This is a genomic window from Streptomyces sp. NPDC034099, assembly GCF_055575415.1.
In genome coordinates this window covers 17,008-30,941 of the sequence record NZ_JBVISR010000016.1, presented here as the reverse complement: position 1 = coordinate 30,941, position 13,934 = coordinate 17,008, and the positions used below count along the sequence as shown (strand labels likewise).

Genomic DNA, 13,934 nt, shown 5'->3' with positions numbered 1-13,934 from the left:
AGGCCCCCCGGGTGAGGAGCGGAACCCGCGCGCCACGCGGCCCGCCGACGCTGTCTCACCGCACCGCGGGCGGGTACTCTCGACGCGATATGAGCACCGAGAACCTCCCCCAGAGCCCCGAGCAGAGCCCCAAGCGGCCGCCCCGCAAGCCGCGTGTGGCCGTCGTGTTCGGCGGGCGCAGCTCCGAACACGGGATCTCCGTGGTCACCGCCGGCGCCGTCCTCGCGGCCATCGACCGGACGCGCTACGACGTCCTGCCGATCGGCATCACCAGGGACGGCCGCTGGGCCCTCACCGCCGACGAACCGGAACGCATGGCGATCACCGAACGCCGTACGCCCGACGTCGAGGAACTGGCCGAGTCGACCGAGGGCGGCGTGCTGCTGCCCGTCGACCCCGCGAGCCGTGAGGTCGTCTACAGCGAACCGGGCTCGGTGCCCAAGGCGCTGGGCGAGGTCGACGTCGTCTTCCCCGTGCTGCACGGCCCCTACGGCGAGGACGGCACCCTCCAGGGCCTGCTGGAGCTGTCCGGGGTGCCCTACGTCGGCGCGGGCGTGCTCGCCTCCGCCGTCGGCCAGGACAAGGAGTACATGAAGGCGGTCTTCACCTCCTACGGGCTGAAGGTCGGCCCGTACGTGGTGATCCGGCCCCGCGAGTGGGAGCAGGACCGTTCCGGCGCCCGCGGGAAGATCGTTGACTTCGCCGGCGAGCACGGCTGGCCGCTGTTCGTGAAGCCCGCGCGCGCGGGTTCCTCGATCGGCATCACCAAGGTCGACGACCTCGCGGGGCTGGACGAGGCGATCGAGGAGGCCCGGCGGCACGACCCGAAGATCCTGGTCGAGGCGGCGCTGCGGGGCCGGGAGATCGAGTGCGGGGTGCTGGAGTTCGAGGACGGGCCCCGGGCGTCCGTCCCCGCGGAGATCCCGCCGCCCTCGCAGCACGCGTACTACGACTTCGAGGCCAAGTACATCGACTCGACCCCCGGCATCGTGCCGGCCCCGCTCACGGCCGAGGAGACCGCCGAGGTCCAGCGCCTCGCCGTGGCGGCGTTCGACGCGGCCTCCTGCGAGGGGCTGGTGCGCGCGGACTTCTTCCTCACCGAGGACGACGAGTTCGTGATCAACGAGATCAACACCATGCCCGGCTTCACGCCGATCTCCATGTACCCGCAGATGTGGCAGGCGAGCGGCGTGAGCTACCCGGAGCTGGTGGACCGGCTGGTCCAGGCGGCACTGCGGCGGTCCACGGGACTGCGCTGACGCCTTCCGCCCCGCCGCACCCGCGCCGTGCACGGCCGAGAAGGCGATCCCCTCGGGGGTCGCCTTCTCGCAGTATGATCAGCGGGTTTCCCGTCCGGTCCGGGAACCGCCGCCGAATCGCAGTCGTCTGCTGAGGAGCAGCCCGCTGTGGCGATCAACAGGGCGAGAGCGAGCGGACCGCACAGCAGGCGGCGAGTGGGCGGAGAGGGGCTAGAGATGGACGACCGGACAGGTCAGGGTGCGCGTGATGCCGTCCACCTGCTGGACCTTGGCGACCACCATGCGACCCAGTTCGTCGACGGTGTCGGACTGGGCGCGGACAATGACGTCGTAGGGTCCTGTCACGTCCTCGGCCTGGATCACTCCAGGGAACTTGCTGATCGTCTCGGCGACGGTCGACGCCTTGCCGACCTCCGTCTGGATCAGGATGTACGCCTGTACCACGGAACCTCCAGAGCGGCCACGAGGATCATGTGGGGAAAAGGAACGCCACGGTATCGCGTAGCCGCTCTCCGCGGGGAGACCCGCGGGCCCCGGACCTCGCGCGTCGGGGTGCCTGAGCAACACGAGTTGACGATCACGCCGACCGTGGCGACGGTCCTTTCGACGGTAACGAGGACAGAGATGACGCGCGACCGGGCACGGACAGGGACGGAAGGGGAGCCAAGGCGATGAAGGGCACTGTTGGTGAGCTGGGGGAGTTCGGGCTCATCAGGGAGCTCACCTCCCGTCTCACCACCACCCCCGCGGTCCGGGTCGGCCCCGGCGACGACGCCGCGGTGGTGGCCGCGCCCGACCGCAGGGTGGTGGCCAGCACCGACATCCTCGTCGAGGGGCGGCACTTCCGCCGGGACTGGTCCACCGCGTACGACGTGGGCCGCAAGGCGGCGGCGCAGAACCTGGCCGACATCGCCGCCATGGGCGCCGTGCCGACCGCGCTGCTGCTCGGCCTGGTCGTGCCCGCCGAACTGCCGGTGACCTGGCCGACCGAGCTGATGGACGGGCTGCGCGACGAGTGCCAGGTCGCGGGCGCCTCCGTGGTCGGCGGCGACGTGGTGCGCGGCGACACCATCACCGTGTCCATCACCGCCCTCGGTGACCTGCGCAACCAGGAGCCCGTCACCCGGGGCGGCGCCCAGCCCGGCGACCTCGTCGCGGTGACCGGCTGGCTGGGCTGGTCCGCCGCCGGGTTCGCCGTCCTGTCCCGCGGCTTCCGCTCGCCGCGCGCCTTCGTCGAGGCCCACCGCCGCCCCGAACCGCCGTACCACGCGGGTCCGGCCGCCGCGGGCCTGGGCGCCACCGCCATGTGCGACGTGAGCGACGGACTGATCGCCGACCTGGGACACATCGCCGAGGCCAGCAAGGTCAGGATCGACGTGCGCTCCGGGCAGATCGACATCCCCTCCCAGATGAACGACATCGGGCAGGCCGTCGGCGTCGACCCCATGCAGTGGGTGCTCACCGGGGGCGAGGACCACGCGATCGTGGCGACCTTCCCGCCGGACGTGAAGCTGCCCGCCCGCTGGAAGGTCATCGGCGAGGTCCTCAACCCCTCCGCGCTGCCCCAGGTGACCGTGGACGGGGCACCGTGGACCAGCAAGGGCGGCTGGGACCACTTCGGCGGGGACGTGGAGTCGTGACCGCACCGCCCCTGGTCCTCACCGTGGCGGGCTCCGACTCCGGCGGCGGCGCCGGCATCCAGGCCGACCTGAAGACGATGCTCGCCCTCGGCACCCACGGCATGAGCGTCCTCACCGCGGTCACCGCGCAGAACTCCCGCGGCGTGCAGGGCGCCTGGGAACTGCCGGTGGACGCGGTGCGCGCCCAGTACCGCAGCGTCGTGGACGACATCGGCGTACAGGCGGTCAAGACCGGGATGCTCTCCTCCGCCGAACTCGTCGAGACCGTCGCCGAGTTGCTCGCCGGCACCGACGCCCCGGCGGTCGTCGACCCGGTCGGCGTCTCCAAGCACGGGGACGCGCTGCTCGCAGCCTCGGCCCTGGAGTCGGTCCGCACCAGGCTCCTCCCGGCCGCCACCGTCGCCACGCCCAACCTCGACGAGGTAGCCCAACTCACCGGCGTACGCGTCGAGTCCGACACCGACCTGCGCCGGGCCGCGGCCGCCGTGCTGCAGTACGGCCCGCGCTGGGCGCTGATCAAGGGCGGCCACCTGGCCGGTGACGCCGTCGACCTGCTCACCGACGGCTCCGAGGAGCACTGGCTGCGCGCACCCCGCCTCGACAACCGCCACACGCACGGCACCGGCTGCACCCTCGCCTCGGCCGTGGCGTGCGGGCTGGCGAAGGGGCAGTCGGTGCCGGAGGCGGTGAGCGCGGCCAAGGAGTACGTCACCGGGGCGATCGCGGCCGGGTTCCCGCTCGGCGGCGGGATCGGGCCGGTGGACCACGGCTGGGCCCTCAGGCGGGATACTCTCTGAGTTCGATGCCGGTGGCCGCCTTCTCCGTCAGCCGCTTGAAGAAGCCCGCCATCAGGCGGTGGCTGAGCAGCCGGTACATGCGGTCGCGGCTGCGGATACGGCGCTCGGTGGGCGGGGCGAAGAACGGGCCCGCGTTGCCGGAGATCTTCTGGCAGCCCTTGGCGAAGTCCCGGATCCGCGTCTCGTACTCGGCGAACGCGGTGCGGTGGTCGCCACCGGCCAGGGCGAGTTCCCCGGCGAGGACATGGGCGCCGACGATCGCGACGCCCGTGCCCATGCCGCCCATGGTGGCGCCGTACCCGGCGTCGCCGAGCAGCGCGACGCGCCCCTGGGTGAGCCGGTCGACGTGGATCTGCGCGATCGCGTCGAAGTACAGGTCGTCGGCGTCCTCCAGCGCCTTCAGCACGCTCGGCGCCTCCCAGCCCATCCCCGTGAACCGCTCCCGCAGGATCCGCTTCTGCGCGGCCACGTCCCCACGGTCGTACGCCAACGGCTCCGAGCGGAACACCAGGAGGGCGCCCGCGCGCTCCGGGTCCCCGTCGTAGTTGCCGACGCAGACCGCGCGGCCCGGCTCGCTGTACAGGCGGCCGGTGCGGTCGAGGCCCAGGTGGTTGGGGACGCCGAAGCCGGCCACGTAGTGGTCCTGGAAGCGCAGGTACCGGGACTCGTCGCCGAAGACCAGGCGGCGGGTGCGCGAGTGCAGGCCGTCGGCGCCGACGACGAGGTCGAAGCGGCGGGGCGCGGCGTGCTCGAAGGTGACGTCGACTCCGTCCCCGGTGTCGGTGAGCGTGTCGACCGAGTCGCCGAAGGCGTACTCGACGGTGTCCTCGGTGCGTTCGTGGAGGATCCTCGCCAGTTCGCCGCGGAGGATCTCGACGTCCCCGCTCATCATCTCGGGGGGCAGGTCCACGCGCGGCGTGCCGTCGGCGTCGACGACGCTCTGGCGGCCCATGTGGGTCTGGCGGGCGTGGATCTCGTCCCAGATTCCCATGGCGGTGAGCACTCTCCGGTGCACCTGGCCCCGGAAGTCGACGGCGAAGCCGTCCCCGCGCAGTGCGGGTGCCTTCTCCACGACGGTGACCCGGGCACCGTACCGAGCGAGGCAGAGGGCGAGGGCGGGCCCGGCGACGCCGGCGCCGGAGACGAGGACGGTGAGGTGGCCGAGGCGGTGTGTATGCGTCATGGCACAGAGCCTCGGCGGCACCGCTTACCGTTGGCCCACCGTCCGCCTACCGGGGACTGACGGCGGCTGACCGCACGGCCGCAGGGGTGGGCCGGGGGGCGGGGGTGTCGTCCCCGAGGCCGCGGGCGGTGTTCCCCCGGTGCGTGTGGCGGGCCGCCGGAGTCGGCTCGGGGAGCCGCGCGAGGACCTGACGGGTGTGTTCCGGGGGTGGTCGCCGCCTGCCCCTCGCCCACCGCCGTCTACCGTTCGCCCATCGCCGCCGCACGCAGGCCCCGTCCGCGCTCGAAGGCGCGGTCGTACGCCTCGGGGGTGAGCCGGGCGCGGACGTGCCGCTCGGCGCGGGCGGCGTCCGGGTCGCCGGGGGCCGGGGCGCCGCGCAGACCCGTGGCGGCGCCGAGGAGTTCGGCGGCGCGCTCCGGGGCCGGTGCGACGACGGCCAGGGACTCGGCGACCTCCGCCAGGGCGAGCACGTCGGGGGAGTCGCGGGCGAGCACCCGGGCCTGCTCCAGCCAGTCGGCGGCGGTCTCCGCGTCGCCCTCCGCGGCGGCCGTGCGGCCCAGGCCCACCAGGATGCGGACCGACTCGCCGGTGCTGAACCAGTTGTCGGCGCACAGCCGCAACGCGTCCTCGTACTCCGCGCGCGCGCGTGCCGTGTCGCCGGAGAGCCGGGCCACGTCGCCCAGGCCCCGCCGGGCGCTCGCCACCTTGTCACCGGCCCCGGCCGTGCGGGCGAGGGCCGCGGAGTGCGTGAAGTGCGTGGCGGCCTGCTCGGTCTCGCCCCGGTGCAGCAGCACGAGCCCGCGCGAGCGCAGCAGGTCGGCGGTCTCCTCGGGCGCCTCCAGCTCCCGCACGTGTGCCAGGCCCTCGTCGAGCAGTTCGAGGGCCCGGTCGTACGCGCCGCGCCGGTTGGCGAAACCGCCCAGCGGGTCGAGGCAGTTGGCCATGCCCCAACGGTCACCGGTGGCGCGGAACCCCTCCAGGGAGCGGGCGAAGGCGGCCTCCGCCCCGGCCGCCCGGCCGGCGAACAGCTCCTGGTAGCCGATACCCATGTCGAGCAGGGCCAGCCCCCAGGGGGCCTTCCCGACCTGGACCCTCGGCACGGCGTCCGCCACGAGTACGGGCCCGCAGGTGAGGGAGTGCAGGACGACCGCGAACGGCAGCCGCAGCGGCCGGTCCAGCGACTCCATCAGCGCCGACACCCGCGCGACCCGCCCGGTCCCGGCCGGATCACCGTTCCCGTCCCCGTCCCAGGAGACCGTGTTCATGGCGCACAGCGCGTACTCCTCGGCCAGTCCCTCGGGCGGCTCCTCGCCGACCGCTGCGAGCAGCGCGCGGGCCCGCGGCACCTGTTCGCCGTGCAGGCCGCGCAGCCGGCGGAACCAGGTCAGCGCGGCCATGAGCCGCAGGGCCTCGCGCGGGTCGGTCTCCGTGAGGTGCCGCTGGGCCGCGTCCAGATTGCCCAGCTCGGCGGCGAGCCGGGCCAGCCAGGGCAGTTGGCCGCCGGTGCGCAGGTGCGGCTCCGCCCGCTCGGCCAGGTCCAGGAAGTACGCCGCGTGCGCGTCGCGCAGTCCGGCGCGGCCGGTCAGGCCCTCGGCCGCGAACGCGCGGAGGGTCTCCAGCATCCGGTAGCGGCCCTCGGGCAGGTGCTCCAGGAGCGACTTCTCCACCAGCGAGGCCAGCAGGTCCTCCGGGTGCGGCACCCCGCACACCGCCTCCACGGCCTCCAGCGTGGCGCCCCCGGTGAACACCGTGAACCGCCGGGCCAGCTCCCGCTCCTCCTCGTCCAGCAGCTCCCAGCTCCACTCGACGACGGCGCGCAGCGTGCGGTGGCGGGGCGCCTTGGAACGGTCGCCCCGGCTGAGCAGACGGAAGCGGTCGTCCAGGCGGTCGGCCAGCTCGTCCGGGCCGAGGGTGCGCAGCCGGGCCGCGGCCAGCTCGATGGCCAGGGGCAGCCCGTCCAGGCCCGCGCAGATCTCCGGCACGCGCGTGTGGCCGTCGAAACCGGGGCGCACCGCGCGGGCGCGTTCCAGGAACAGCTCGACCGACGGGCGCGGCGACAGCGGCGGAACCGGCACCAGGGTCTCGCCGGTGATCCCGAGGCTCTCCCGGCTGGTGGCGAGGATCCGTACGCCCCGGCAGGTGCCCAGCAGCAGTGCCGCCAGTGCGGCGGCGGCGTCGACCAGGTGCTCGCAGTTGTCGAGCACGAGCAGCGCCTCGCGGCCCTCCAGGGCGGTCAGCAGCCGCTCGGTGGCGTCCACGCCCGCGGTGCGGAAGCCCTCGCGCACACCGAGCGCGGTGAGCACGGCGTACGGGATCTGCCCGCCGTCGGTCAGGGGCGCCAGCTCGACGAAGCAGACGTCCGCCGGGGAGACCGACGTCTCGCACCGGCTCGCCGCCTCGATCGCGAGCCGGGTCTTGCCGGTGCCGCCGGGGCCGGTGAGCGTGACCAGGCGCGCGTCGGCGAACAGGGCGGTGATGCGGTCCAGCTCCGCGTCCCGGCCGACACAGCGGGTCAGCTGGGCCGGCAGCCGGGGCCGGCGCGGGGCGGCGGTGTGGCCCCGCAGCAGTTCACCGTGGAGGGCGGACAGCTCGGGCGAGGGGTCGGTGCCGAGCTGCTCGGCCAGCGTGCGCCGCGCCTCCTCGTACACGGTCAGCGCCTCGGCGGACCGCCCGCCCGCGTGCAGGGCCCGCATCAGCTGCCCGTACAGCCGCTCGCTCAAGGGATGCGCGGACAGCAGTCCCCGCAGCTCGGGCACCAGCTCGGCGCCACCCCCGAGCGCCAGATCCGCCTCGACCCGGTCCTGTACGGCGGTCAGCCGCAGCTCCGTGAGCCGGGCCGCCTCGGCGGGCGCCTCCGGCAGGTCGGGCAGCGCGGGACCGCGCCACAGCGCGAGCGCCTCACGCAACCCGGCCGCCGCGCGCGCGTGGTCACCGGCGGCGAGAGCGGCGCGCCCCTGATTGCACAGACGTTCGAATACGTGACTGTCGACGGACGCGGGCGGCGTGACGATGCGGTATCCCGCGCCGCCGCCCTCGACGGGTATGTGCGGGGCCAGCCGCCCGCGAAGGCGCGAGATCTGCGACTGGAGGGCGTTCGCGGCACCGGCGGGCGGCTCGGTGCCGTACAGGCCGTCGATCAGCCGGGCCGCGGGGACCGTGCGGCCGGCGTCGAGGAGCAGGAGCGTCAGCAGCGCTCGGGGCCGGGGACCGCCGGGGTCGACGGGGGTGCCGTCGTCGGTGCGGATGTCCAGGGGGCCGAGAATCCCGAAGCGCATTCCCGGAATTCTGGCACGGCAAAAAGCCGGCCCACACGAGGTGGACCGGCTCCATGCAGCGGACCAGGCAGTGGCCGCGCGCTCAGCTGATGCGTCAGCGCGAGACCTTGCCGGCCTTGATGCACGAGGTGCAAGCGTTCACGCGCTTCGGCGTCCCGCTCACCACGGTACGCACACGCTGGATGTTCGGGTTCCAGCGACGGGACGTACGGCGGTGCGAGTGCGAGATGTTGTTGCCGAAGCCCGGCCCCTTGCCGCAGACGTCGCAGTTGGCAGCCACGGGTCACTCCAAAGACTTCAGATGCACTTACGGTTGATCCCGGCATGCCGGGATCAAGCTCTCGGAGTCGCGAACGGTCCGGGATCTGAGTGGCGGTGCCAGGGGGAGAGCCCGATCGGGATCGGGCAACCGGAGCAGCATACAACGGCTGCTCCCGTACAACGAAACTACCACGGCAGCTCAGGGGCTCGTCCCGGCCCTCTTCCGACGGGCCGGGTCCCAAGGTCTACGCTGCCAGCCACGTCCGCAGCTCAGGGAGGCGCAGGTGGCGCAGGTACCGCAGAGGTTCTTCGACGCTCTGGCGGTGCGTACCTGGTGCGGTCTGTCGCTGCGCGCGCTGGGACGGGCGCGCGAGGAGATCGACGCGATCAACGTCTATCCCGTCGCCGACGGGGACACCGGCACGAACCTCTACCTGACCGTCGAGTCCGCCGTCGCCGCCGTCGAGGCCGTCTTCGCGGCGCACGAGGTGGACGAGGGCCCCCGGGACGCGGGCAAGGCGCCCCTGGACGCGTACGACGGGCCCTCGCTGGCCGACGCCGTGGGCGCCATGGCACACGGCGCGCTGATCGGCGCGCGGGGCAATTCCGGCACCATCCTCGCGCAACTGCTGCGCGGCATGGCCCAGGTGCTCGCCGCGCGGGGTGACTCCGCCCACACCGAAGGCCCCGGACTGCGGCTGGCCCTGCGGCACGCGGCCGCCTCCGCCCGGCAGGCCGTGGCCCACCCGGTCGAGGGCACCGTCCTGACCGTCGCCTCGGCCGCCGCGGACGCGGCCGACGGAGCCGAGGGCGACTGCGCCGAGGTGGCTCGCGCCGCCTACGAGGGTGCCCGCGCGGCGCTCGCCGCCACCCCGGACCAGCTGCCCGTCCTGGAGCGCGCCGGAGTGGTCGACGCGGGCGGGCACGGACTGGTGACGGTCCTCGCGGCCCTGGTGGAGACGTTCACGGGCCGGTCGCCGGGTCCGGTCGCGGCGCCGCACGCGCGCGTGGAGCACGCCGCGCGGGAGGAGCACCCCGCCGACGAGGACGAGAACGGTCCCGCCTTCGAGGTGATCTACCTCCTGGAGGCCGATGACCCGGCCGTGGCCCGCCTGCGGCAGCGGCTCGACGCCCTCGGGGACTCGCTCGTCGTGGTCGGCGGCGACGGACTGTGGAACGTCCACGTGCACGTCGACGATGCCGGCGCCGCCGTGGAGGCGGGCGTCGAGGCCGGGCGGCCGTACCGGATCCGCATCACCCACTTCGGGTACGGCGACGCGCACACCACCGGGACCGAGCGCCCGCCGCGGGAGCGCACCCAGCGCGCCGTGGTGGCCGTCGTACCGGGGGAAGGGCTGGCGGCGCTGTACGCCGAGGCCGGCGCGACCACCCTCCTCGCCCGCCCCGGGGAGCCGCCCGCGAGCGGTGAGCTGGTCCAGGCCGTGCGGCGGGCCCACGCGCGCGAGGTGGTGCTGCTGCCCAACGACGCCGAGCTGCGCCACACCGCGGCCGCGGCGGCCGAGCAGGCCCGCACCGAGGGCGTCCGCGTCGCCCTCATCCCGACCCGCTCCGCCGTCCAGGGCATCGCCGCGCTCGCCGTGCACGAGCCCGAGCGCCGCTTCGACGAGGACGTGGTGGCGATGACCTCGGCGGCCGGCGCCACCCGCCACGCCGAGGTCACCGTCGCCGAACGCCAGTCCTGGACCACGGCCGGCATCTGCCAGGCCGGTGACGTGCTCGGCCTCATCGACGGCGACGTGGCCGTGATCGGCGCGGATGTCTCCCAGGTCGCCGCGACCGTCCTGGACCGCATGCTGTCGGCCGGCGGCGAGCTGGTCACCCTGGTCCTCGGCGACGAGGCGCCCCCGGCCGTCGCCGACCAGCTGGAAGCCCGGGTCCGGGAGGCCTACCTCGCCGTCGACACGGTGGTCTACCGGGGCGGCCGGCAGGGCGCCCTGCTGCTCGTCGGCGTGGAGTAGGCGGAACGCCGGGAGACCGGTACGGCGCTCCCCTGGGCCGTTGTCAGTGACGTGGTGTGCAATGGATCTCGTGCCCGCACTGCAAGAACCCCTGAAGAAGGTGCTCGGCCCCGCCACCGCGAAGGTGATGGCCGAGCACCTCGGCCTGCACACCGTCGGCGACCTCCTCCACCACTACCCCCGGAGATACGAGGAGCGCGGTCAGCTCACCCACCTCGCCGACCTGCCCATGGACGAGCACGTCACCGTGGTCGCCCAGGTCGCCGACGCCCGGCTGCACACCTTCGCCTCCTCGAAGGCCCCGCGCGGCAAGGGACAGCGCCTCGAAGTGACCATCACGGACGGCAGCGGCCGCCTCCAACTGGTCTTCTTCGGCAACGGCGTGCACAAGCCCCACAAGGAACTCCTGCCGGGCACCCGCGCGATGTTCGCCGGCAAGGTCTCCGTCTTCAACCGCCGACTGCAACTGGCCCATCCGGCGTACGAGTTGCTGCGCGGTGACACGGAGGGCGAGGAGACCGTCGAGTCCTGGGCGGGCGCCCTCATCCCGCTCTACCCGGCCACCGCCAAGCTGGAGTCCTGGAAGCTCGCCAAGGCGATCCAGACGGTGCTGCCCAGCGCCCGGGAAGCCGTCGACCCCCTGCCAACCTCCCTGCGCGAGGGCCGGGGCCTGCTCTCCCTGCCCGAGGCGCTCCTCAAGATCCACCGTCCGCACACCAAGGCGGACATCGAGGACGCCCGGGCCCGTCTGAAGTGGGACGAGGCCTTCGTCCTCCAGGTCGCCCTCGCCCGCCGCCGCCACGCCGAGACCCAACTTCCCGCCGTTCCCAGGAAGCCCGGCCCGGACGGCCTGCTCACCGCCTTCGACGACCGCCTCCCCTTCACCCTCACGGACGGCCAGCAGAGGGTCTCCCGGGAGATCTTCGACGACCTCGCCACCGACCACCCGATGCACCGGCTGCTCCAGGGCGAGGTGGGCAGCGGCAAGACCCTGGTCGCCCTGCGCGCCATGCTCGCCGTCGTCGACGCGGGCGGGCAGGCCGTCATGCTGGCGCCCACCGAGGTGCTCGCCCAGCAGCACCACCGGTCGGTCGTCGAGATGATGGGCGAGCTGGCCGAGGGCGGGATGCTGGGCGGCGCCGAGCACGCCACCAAGGTGGTGCTGCTCACCGGCTCCATGGGCGCCGCCGCCCGCCGGCCCGCCCTGCTCGACCTGGCCACCGGCGAGGCGGGCATCGTCATCGGCACCCACGCCCTGATCGAGGACAAGGTCCAGTTCCACGACCTCGGCCTGGTCGTCGTAGACGAGCAGCACCGCTTCGGCGTCGAGCAGCGCGACGCCCTGCGCGGCAAGGGCAAGCAGCCCCCGCACCTGCTCGTCATGACCGCCACGCCCATCCCGCGCACCGTCGCGATGACGGTCTTCGGCGACCTGGAGACCTCCGTCCTGGACCAGCTCCCGGCCGGCCGGTCCCCGATCGCCAGCCATGTCGTCCCGGCGGCCGACAAACCCCACTTCCTCGCCCGCGCCTGGGAACGGGTCCGCGAGGAGGTCTCGAACGGCCACCAGGCGTACGTCGTCTGCCCCCGCATCGGCGACGAGGACGACGACCCGAAGAAGAAGACCGCGCCGCGCACATCGCCCGAGGACGACGCCGGGAAACGGCCCCCGCTCGCCGTCCTCGACGTCGCCGAGCAGTTGGCCAAGGGGCCGCTGCAGGGGCTCAGGGTGGAGGTCCTGCACGGCAGGATGCAGCCCGACGACAAGGACGCGGTGATGCGCCGCTTCGCCGCCGGGGAGACCGACGTCCTGGTCGCCACCACCGTCATCGAGGTCGGCGTGAACGTCCCCAACGCCACCGCGATGGTGATCATGGACGCCGACCGTTTCGGCGTCTCCCAGCTGCACCAGCTGCGCGGCCGGGTCGGGCGCGGTTCCGCCCCCGGCCTGTGCCTGCTGGTCAGCGAGATGCCCGAGGCGAGCGCGGCCCGACAGCGGCTGAACGCCGTCGCGAGCACCCGCGACGGCTTCGAGCTCTCCCGCATCGACCTCGAACAGCGCCGTGAGGGCGACGTCCTCGGCCAGGCCCAGTCCGGCGCCCGCACCTCCCTGCGCGTCCTCGCCGTCATCGAGGACGAGGAGATCATCGCGGAGGCCAGACAGGAGGCCGCGGCCGTCGTCGCCGCCGACCCGGAGCTGACCGGCCTGCCGGGGCTGCGCACGGCCCTGGAGGCGCTGCTGGACGAGGACCGGGAGCAGTACCTGGAGAAGGGCTGACAGACTGGCAGCGGACACCGTCCGTCCACCCGAGTACACCGACAAGGACGCAGAAATGACCCGCGTGATCGCCGGCAAGGCCGGCGGACGTCGCCTGGCCGTCCCGCCGGGGACCGGTACCCGCCCCACCTCTGACCGCGCGCGCGAGGGCCTGTTCTCCACCTGGCAGTCCCTGCTCGGCGGCCCGCTGGACGGCGAGCGGGTCCTCGACCTGTACGCGGGGTCCGGCGCCGTCGGCCTGGAGGCGCTCTCGCGCGGCGCGGGGCACGTCCTGCTCGTCGAGGCCGACGCCCGGGCCGCCCGCACGGTCCGGGAGAATGTCAAGTCCCTCGGTCTGCCCGGCGCCGAGGTCAGGGCGGGCAAAGCGGAACAGATCATCCGCACCCCGGCCCCGGACGAGCCGTACGACGTCGTCTTCCTGGACCCGCCGTACGCCGTCTCGGACGACGATCTTCGGGAGATCCTGCTCACACTCCGTACGGAGGGGTGGCTCGCGACCGAAGCGCTCGTCACCGTGGAGCGCAGCACCAGGGGCGGCGAATTCCGCTGGCCGCACGGCTTCGAAGCGATCCGGGCCCGTCGCTACGGCGAGGGAACGTTTTGGTACGGTCGCGCCGCCTCTACGTGCGAAGACGCACGATGACCGGACCGGAGAGCGAGGGAACACAAGTGCGCCGTGCCGTCTGTCCCGGGTCGTTCGACCCGATCACCAACGGACACCTCGACATCATCGCCCGGGCCTCCAGCCTCTATGACGAGGTCTACGTCGCCGTGATGATCAATCAGGCGAAGAAGGGCCTGTTCGAGATCGAGGAGCGGATCGACCTCATCCGCCAGGTCACCGCCGAGTACGGGAACGTCCGCGTCGAGTCCTTCCACGGCCTGCTGGTCGACTTCTGCAAGCAGCGCGAGATCCCGGCCATCGTCAAGGGCCTGCGCGCGGTCAGCGACTTCGACTACGAGCTGCAGATGGCCCAGATGAACAACGGCCTCTCCGGTGTGGAGACCCTCTTCATCCCCACCAACCCCACCTACAGCTTCCTGTCGTCCTCCCTGGTCAAGGAGGTCGCGACCTGGGGCGGCGACGTCGCCCACCTGGTGCCGCCGCTGGTCCTGGAAGCCCTCACGGAGCGTCTGCGCAACCGCTGACCGCCCCGTCGCGCAGCCCACGGAGACTGACAACCCGTCACCCGGTGTCCCCGGGACACCCCAGGGTCGTACAGTCGTCCCGTCCGTCTCCAACACAGCTGTAGAGAGTGGCG

General features: G+C 73.4%; 11 protein-coding genes. 7 read left to right on the top strand and 4 right to left on the bottom strand.

Annotated features, from left to right (window positions below; all coding sequences use genetic code 11):
- The first annotated feature begins 89 nt into the window (after positions 1-89).
- A complete protein-coding gene (locus ACZ56V_RS33650; protein WP_398914767.1) occupies positions 90-1,259 on the top strand; it encodes a D-alanine--D-alanine ligase family protein in 1,170 nt (389 codons plus the stop codon).
- A 210-nt stretch (positions 1,260-1,469) separates the two neighbouring features.
- Here ACZ56V_RS33650 and ACZ56V_RS33645 read toward each other — a convergent pair whose 3' ends face one another.
- On the bottom strand, positions 1,470-1,703 hold the full coding sequence (locus ACZ56V_RS33645; protein WP_398914769.1) for an Lrp/AsnC family transcriptional regulator: 234 nt from the start codon (positions 1,701-1,703) through the stop codon (positions 1,470-1,472).
- A 227-nt stretch (positions 1,704-1,930) separates the two neighbouring features.
- Between ACZ56V_RS33645 and ACZ56V_RS33640 the strand changes: the two genes are divergently transcribed.
- Together ACZ56V_RS33640 and thiD are read left to right on the top strand one after the other, a co-directional pair.
- Positions 1,931-2,899 (top strand): thiamine-phosphate kinase, encoded by a 969-nt coding sequence (locus ACZ56V_RS33640; protein WP_052838407.1) that lies wholly within the window; start codon positions 1,931-1,933, stop codon positions 2,897-2,899.
- On the top strand, positions 2,896-3,696 hold the full coding sequence (gene thiD, locus ACZ56V_RS33635) for a bifunctional hydroxymethylpyrimidine kinase/phosphomethylpyrimidine kinase (protein WP_468947418.1): 801 nt from the start codon (positions 2,896-2,898) through the stop codon (positions 3,694-3,696). The genes ACZ56V_RS33640 and thiD overlap by 4 nt, the downstream gene beginning before the upstream one ends.
- On the opposite strand, the gene ACZ56V_RS33630 is transcribed toward thiD, so the two are convergent.
- The 3 genes from ACZ56V_RS33630 to rpmB all read right to left on the bottom strand — a co-directional run bounded on the left by ACZ56V_RS33630 (position 3,677) and on the right by rpmB (position 8,434).
- Entirely contained in the window at positions 3,677-4,879 is a 1,203-nt protein-coding gene (locus ACZ56V_RS33630; protein ID WP_468947416.1) for an FAD-dependent monooxygenase, read from the bottom strand. The two genes, thiD and ACZ56V_RS33630, sit on opposite strands and share 20 nt — an antisense overlap.
- A gap of 239 nt (positions 4,880-5,118) precedes the next feature.
- Positions 5,119-8,154 carry an ATP-binding protein gene (locus ACZ56V_RS33625; protein ID WP_468947414.1) on the bottom strand — a complete coding sequence of 1,012 codons (3,036 nt, stop codon included), beginning with the start codon at positions 8,152-8,154 and terminating at the stop codon, positions 5,119-5,121.
- Between the two features lie 94 nt (positions 8,155-8,248).
- The gene (gene rpmB, locus ACZ56V_RS33620) at positions 8,249-8,434 is read right to left on the bottom strand and encodes a 50S ribosomal protein L28 (RefSeq protein ID WP_003973430.1); all 186 of its coding nucleotides are present in this window, start codon (positions 8,432-8,434) and stop codon (positions 8,249-8,251) included.
- A 265-nt stretch (positions 8,435-8,699) separates the two neighbouring features.
- Here rpmB and ACZ56V_RS33615 point away from each other — a divergent pair, with 265 nt between their 5' ends.
- From ACZ56V_RS33615 to coaD, 4 genes are all read left to right on the top strand, one after another.
- Positions 8,700-10,394 carry a DAK2 domain-containing protein gene (locus ACZ56V_RS33615; RefSeq protein WP_467383594.1) on the top strand — a complete coding sequence of 565 codons (1,695 nt, stop codon included), beginning with the start codon at positions 8,700-8,702 and terminating at the stop codon, positions 10,392-10,394.
- 61 nt (positions 10,395-10,455) lie between these two features.
- A complete protein-coding gene (gene recG / locus ACZ56V_RS33610; RefSeq protein WP_467383596.1) occupies positions 10,456-12,672 on the top strand; it encodes an ATP-dependent DNA helicase RecG in 2,217 nt (738 codons plus the stop codon).
- Positions 12,673-12,727: 55 nt separating this feature from the next.
- Entirely contained in the window at positions 12,728-13,315 is a 588-nt protein-coding gene (rsmD, locus tag ACZ56V_RS33605; RefSeq protein WP_356365638.1) for a 16S rRNA (guanine(966)-N(2))-methyltransferase RsmD, read from the top strand.
- Positions 13,316-13,341: 26 nt separating this feature from the next.
- Entirely contained in the window at positions 13,342-13,821 is a 480-nt protein-coding gene (coaD, locus tag ACZ56V_RS33600) for a pantetheine-phosphate adenylyltransferase (RefSeq protein ID WP_104632564.1), read from the top strand.
- Positions 13,822-13,934: the final 113 nt, after the last annotated feature.

Excerpts from the sequence above, each read along its gene's own strand:
- rsmD (WP_356365638.1), top strand. The coding sequence starts at position 12,728 with ATGACCCGCGTGATCGCCGGCAAGGCCGGCGGACGTCGCCTGGCCGTC.
- ACZ56V_RS33625 (WP_468947414.1), bottom strand. The coding sequence starts at position 8,154 with ATGCGCTTCGGGATTCTCGGCCCCCTGGACATCCGCACCGACGACGGC.
- ACZ56V_RS33630 (WP_468947416.1), bottom strand. The coding sequence starts at position 4,879 with ATGACGCATACACACCGCCTCGGCCACCTCACCGTCCTCGTCTCCGGC.
- recG (WP_467383596.1), top strand. The coding sequence starts at position 10,456 with ATGGATCTCGTGCCCGCACTGCAAGAACCCCTGAAGAAGGTGCTCGGC.
- ACZ56V_RS33640 (WP_052838407.1), top strand. The coding sequence starts at position 1,931 with ATGAAGGGCACTGTTGGTGAGCTGGGGGAGTTCGGGCTCATCAGGGAG.
- ACZ56V_RS33650 (WP_398914767.1), top strand. The coding sequence starts at position 90 with ATGAGCACCGAGAACCTCCCCCAGAGCCCCGAGCAGAGCCCCAAGCGG.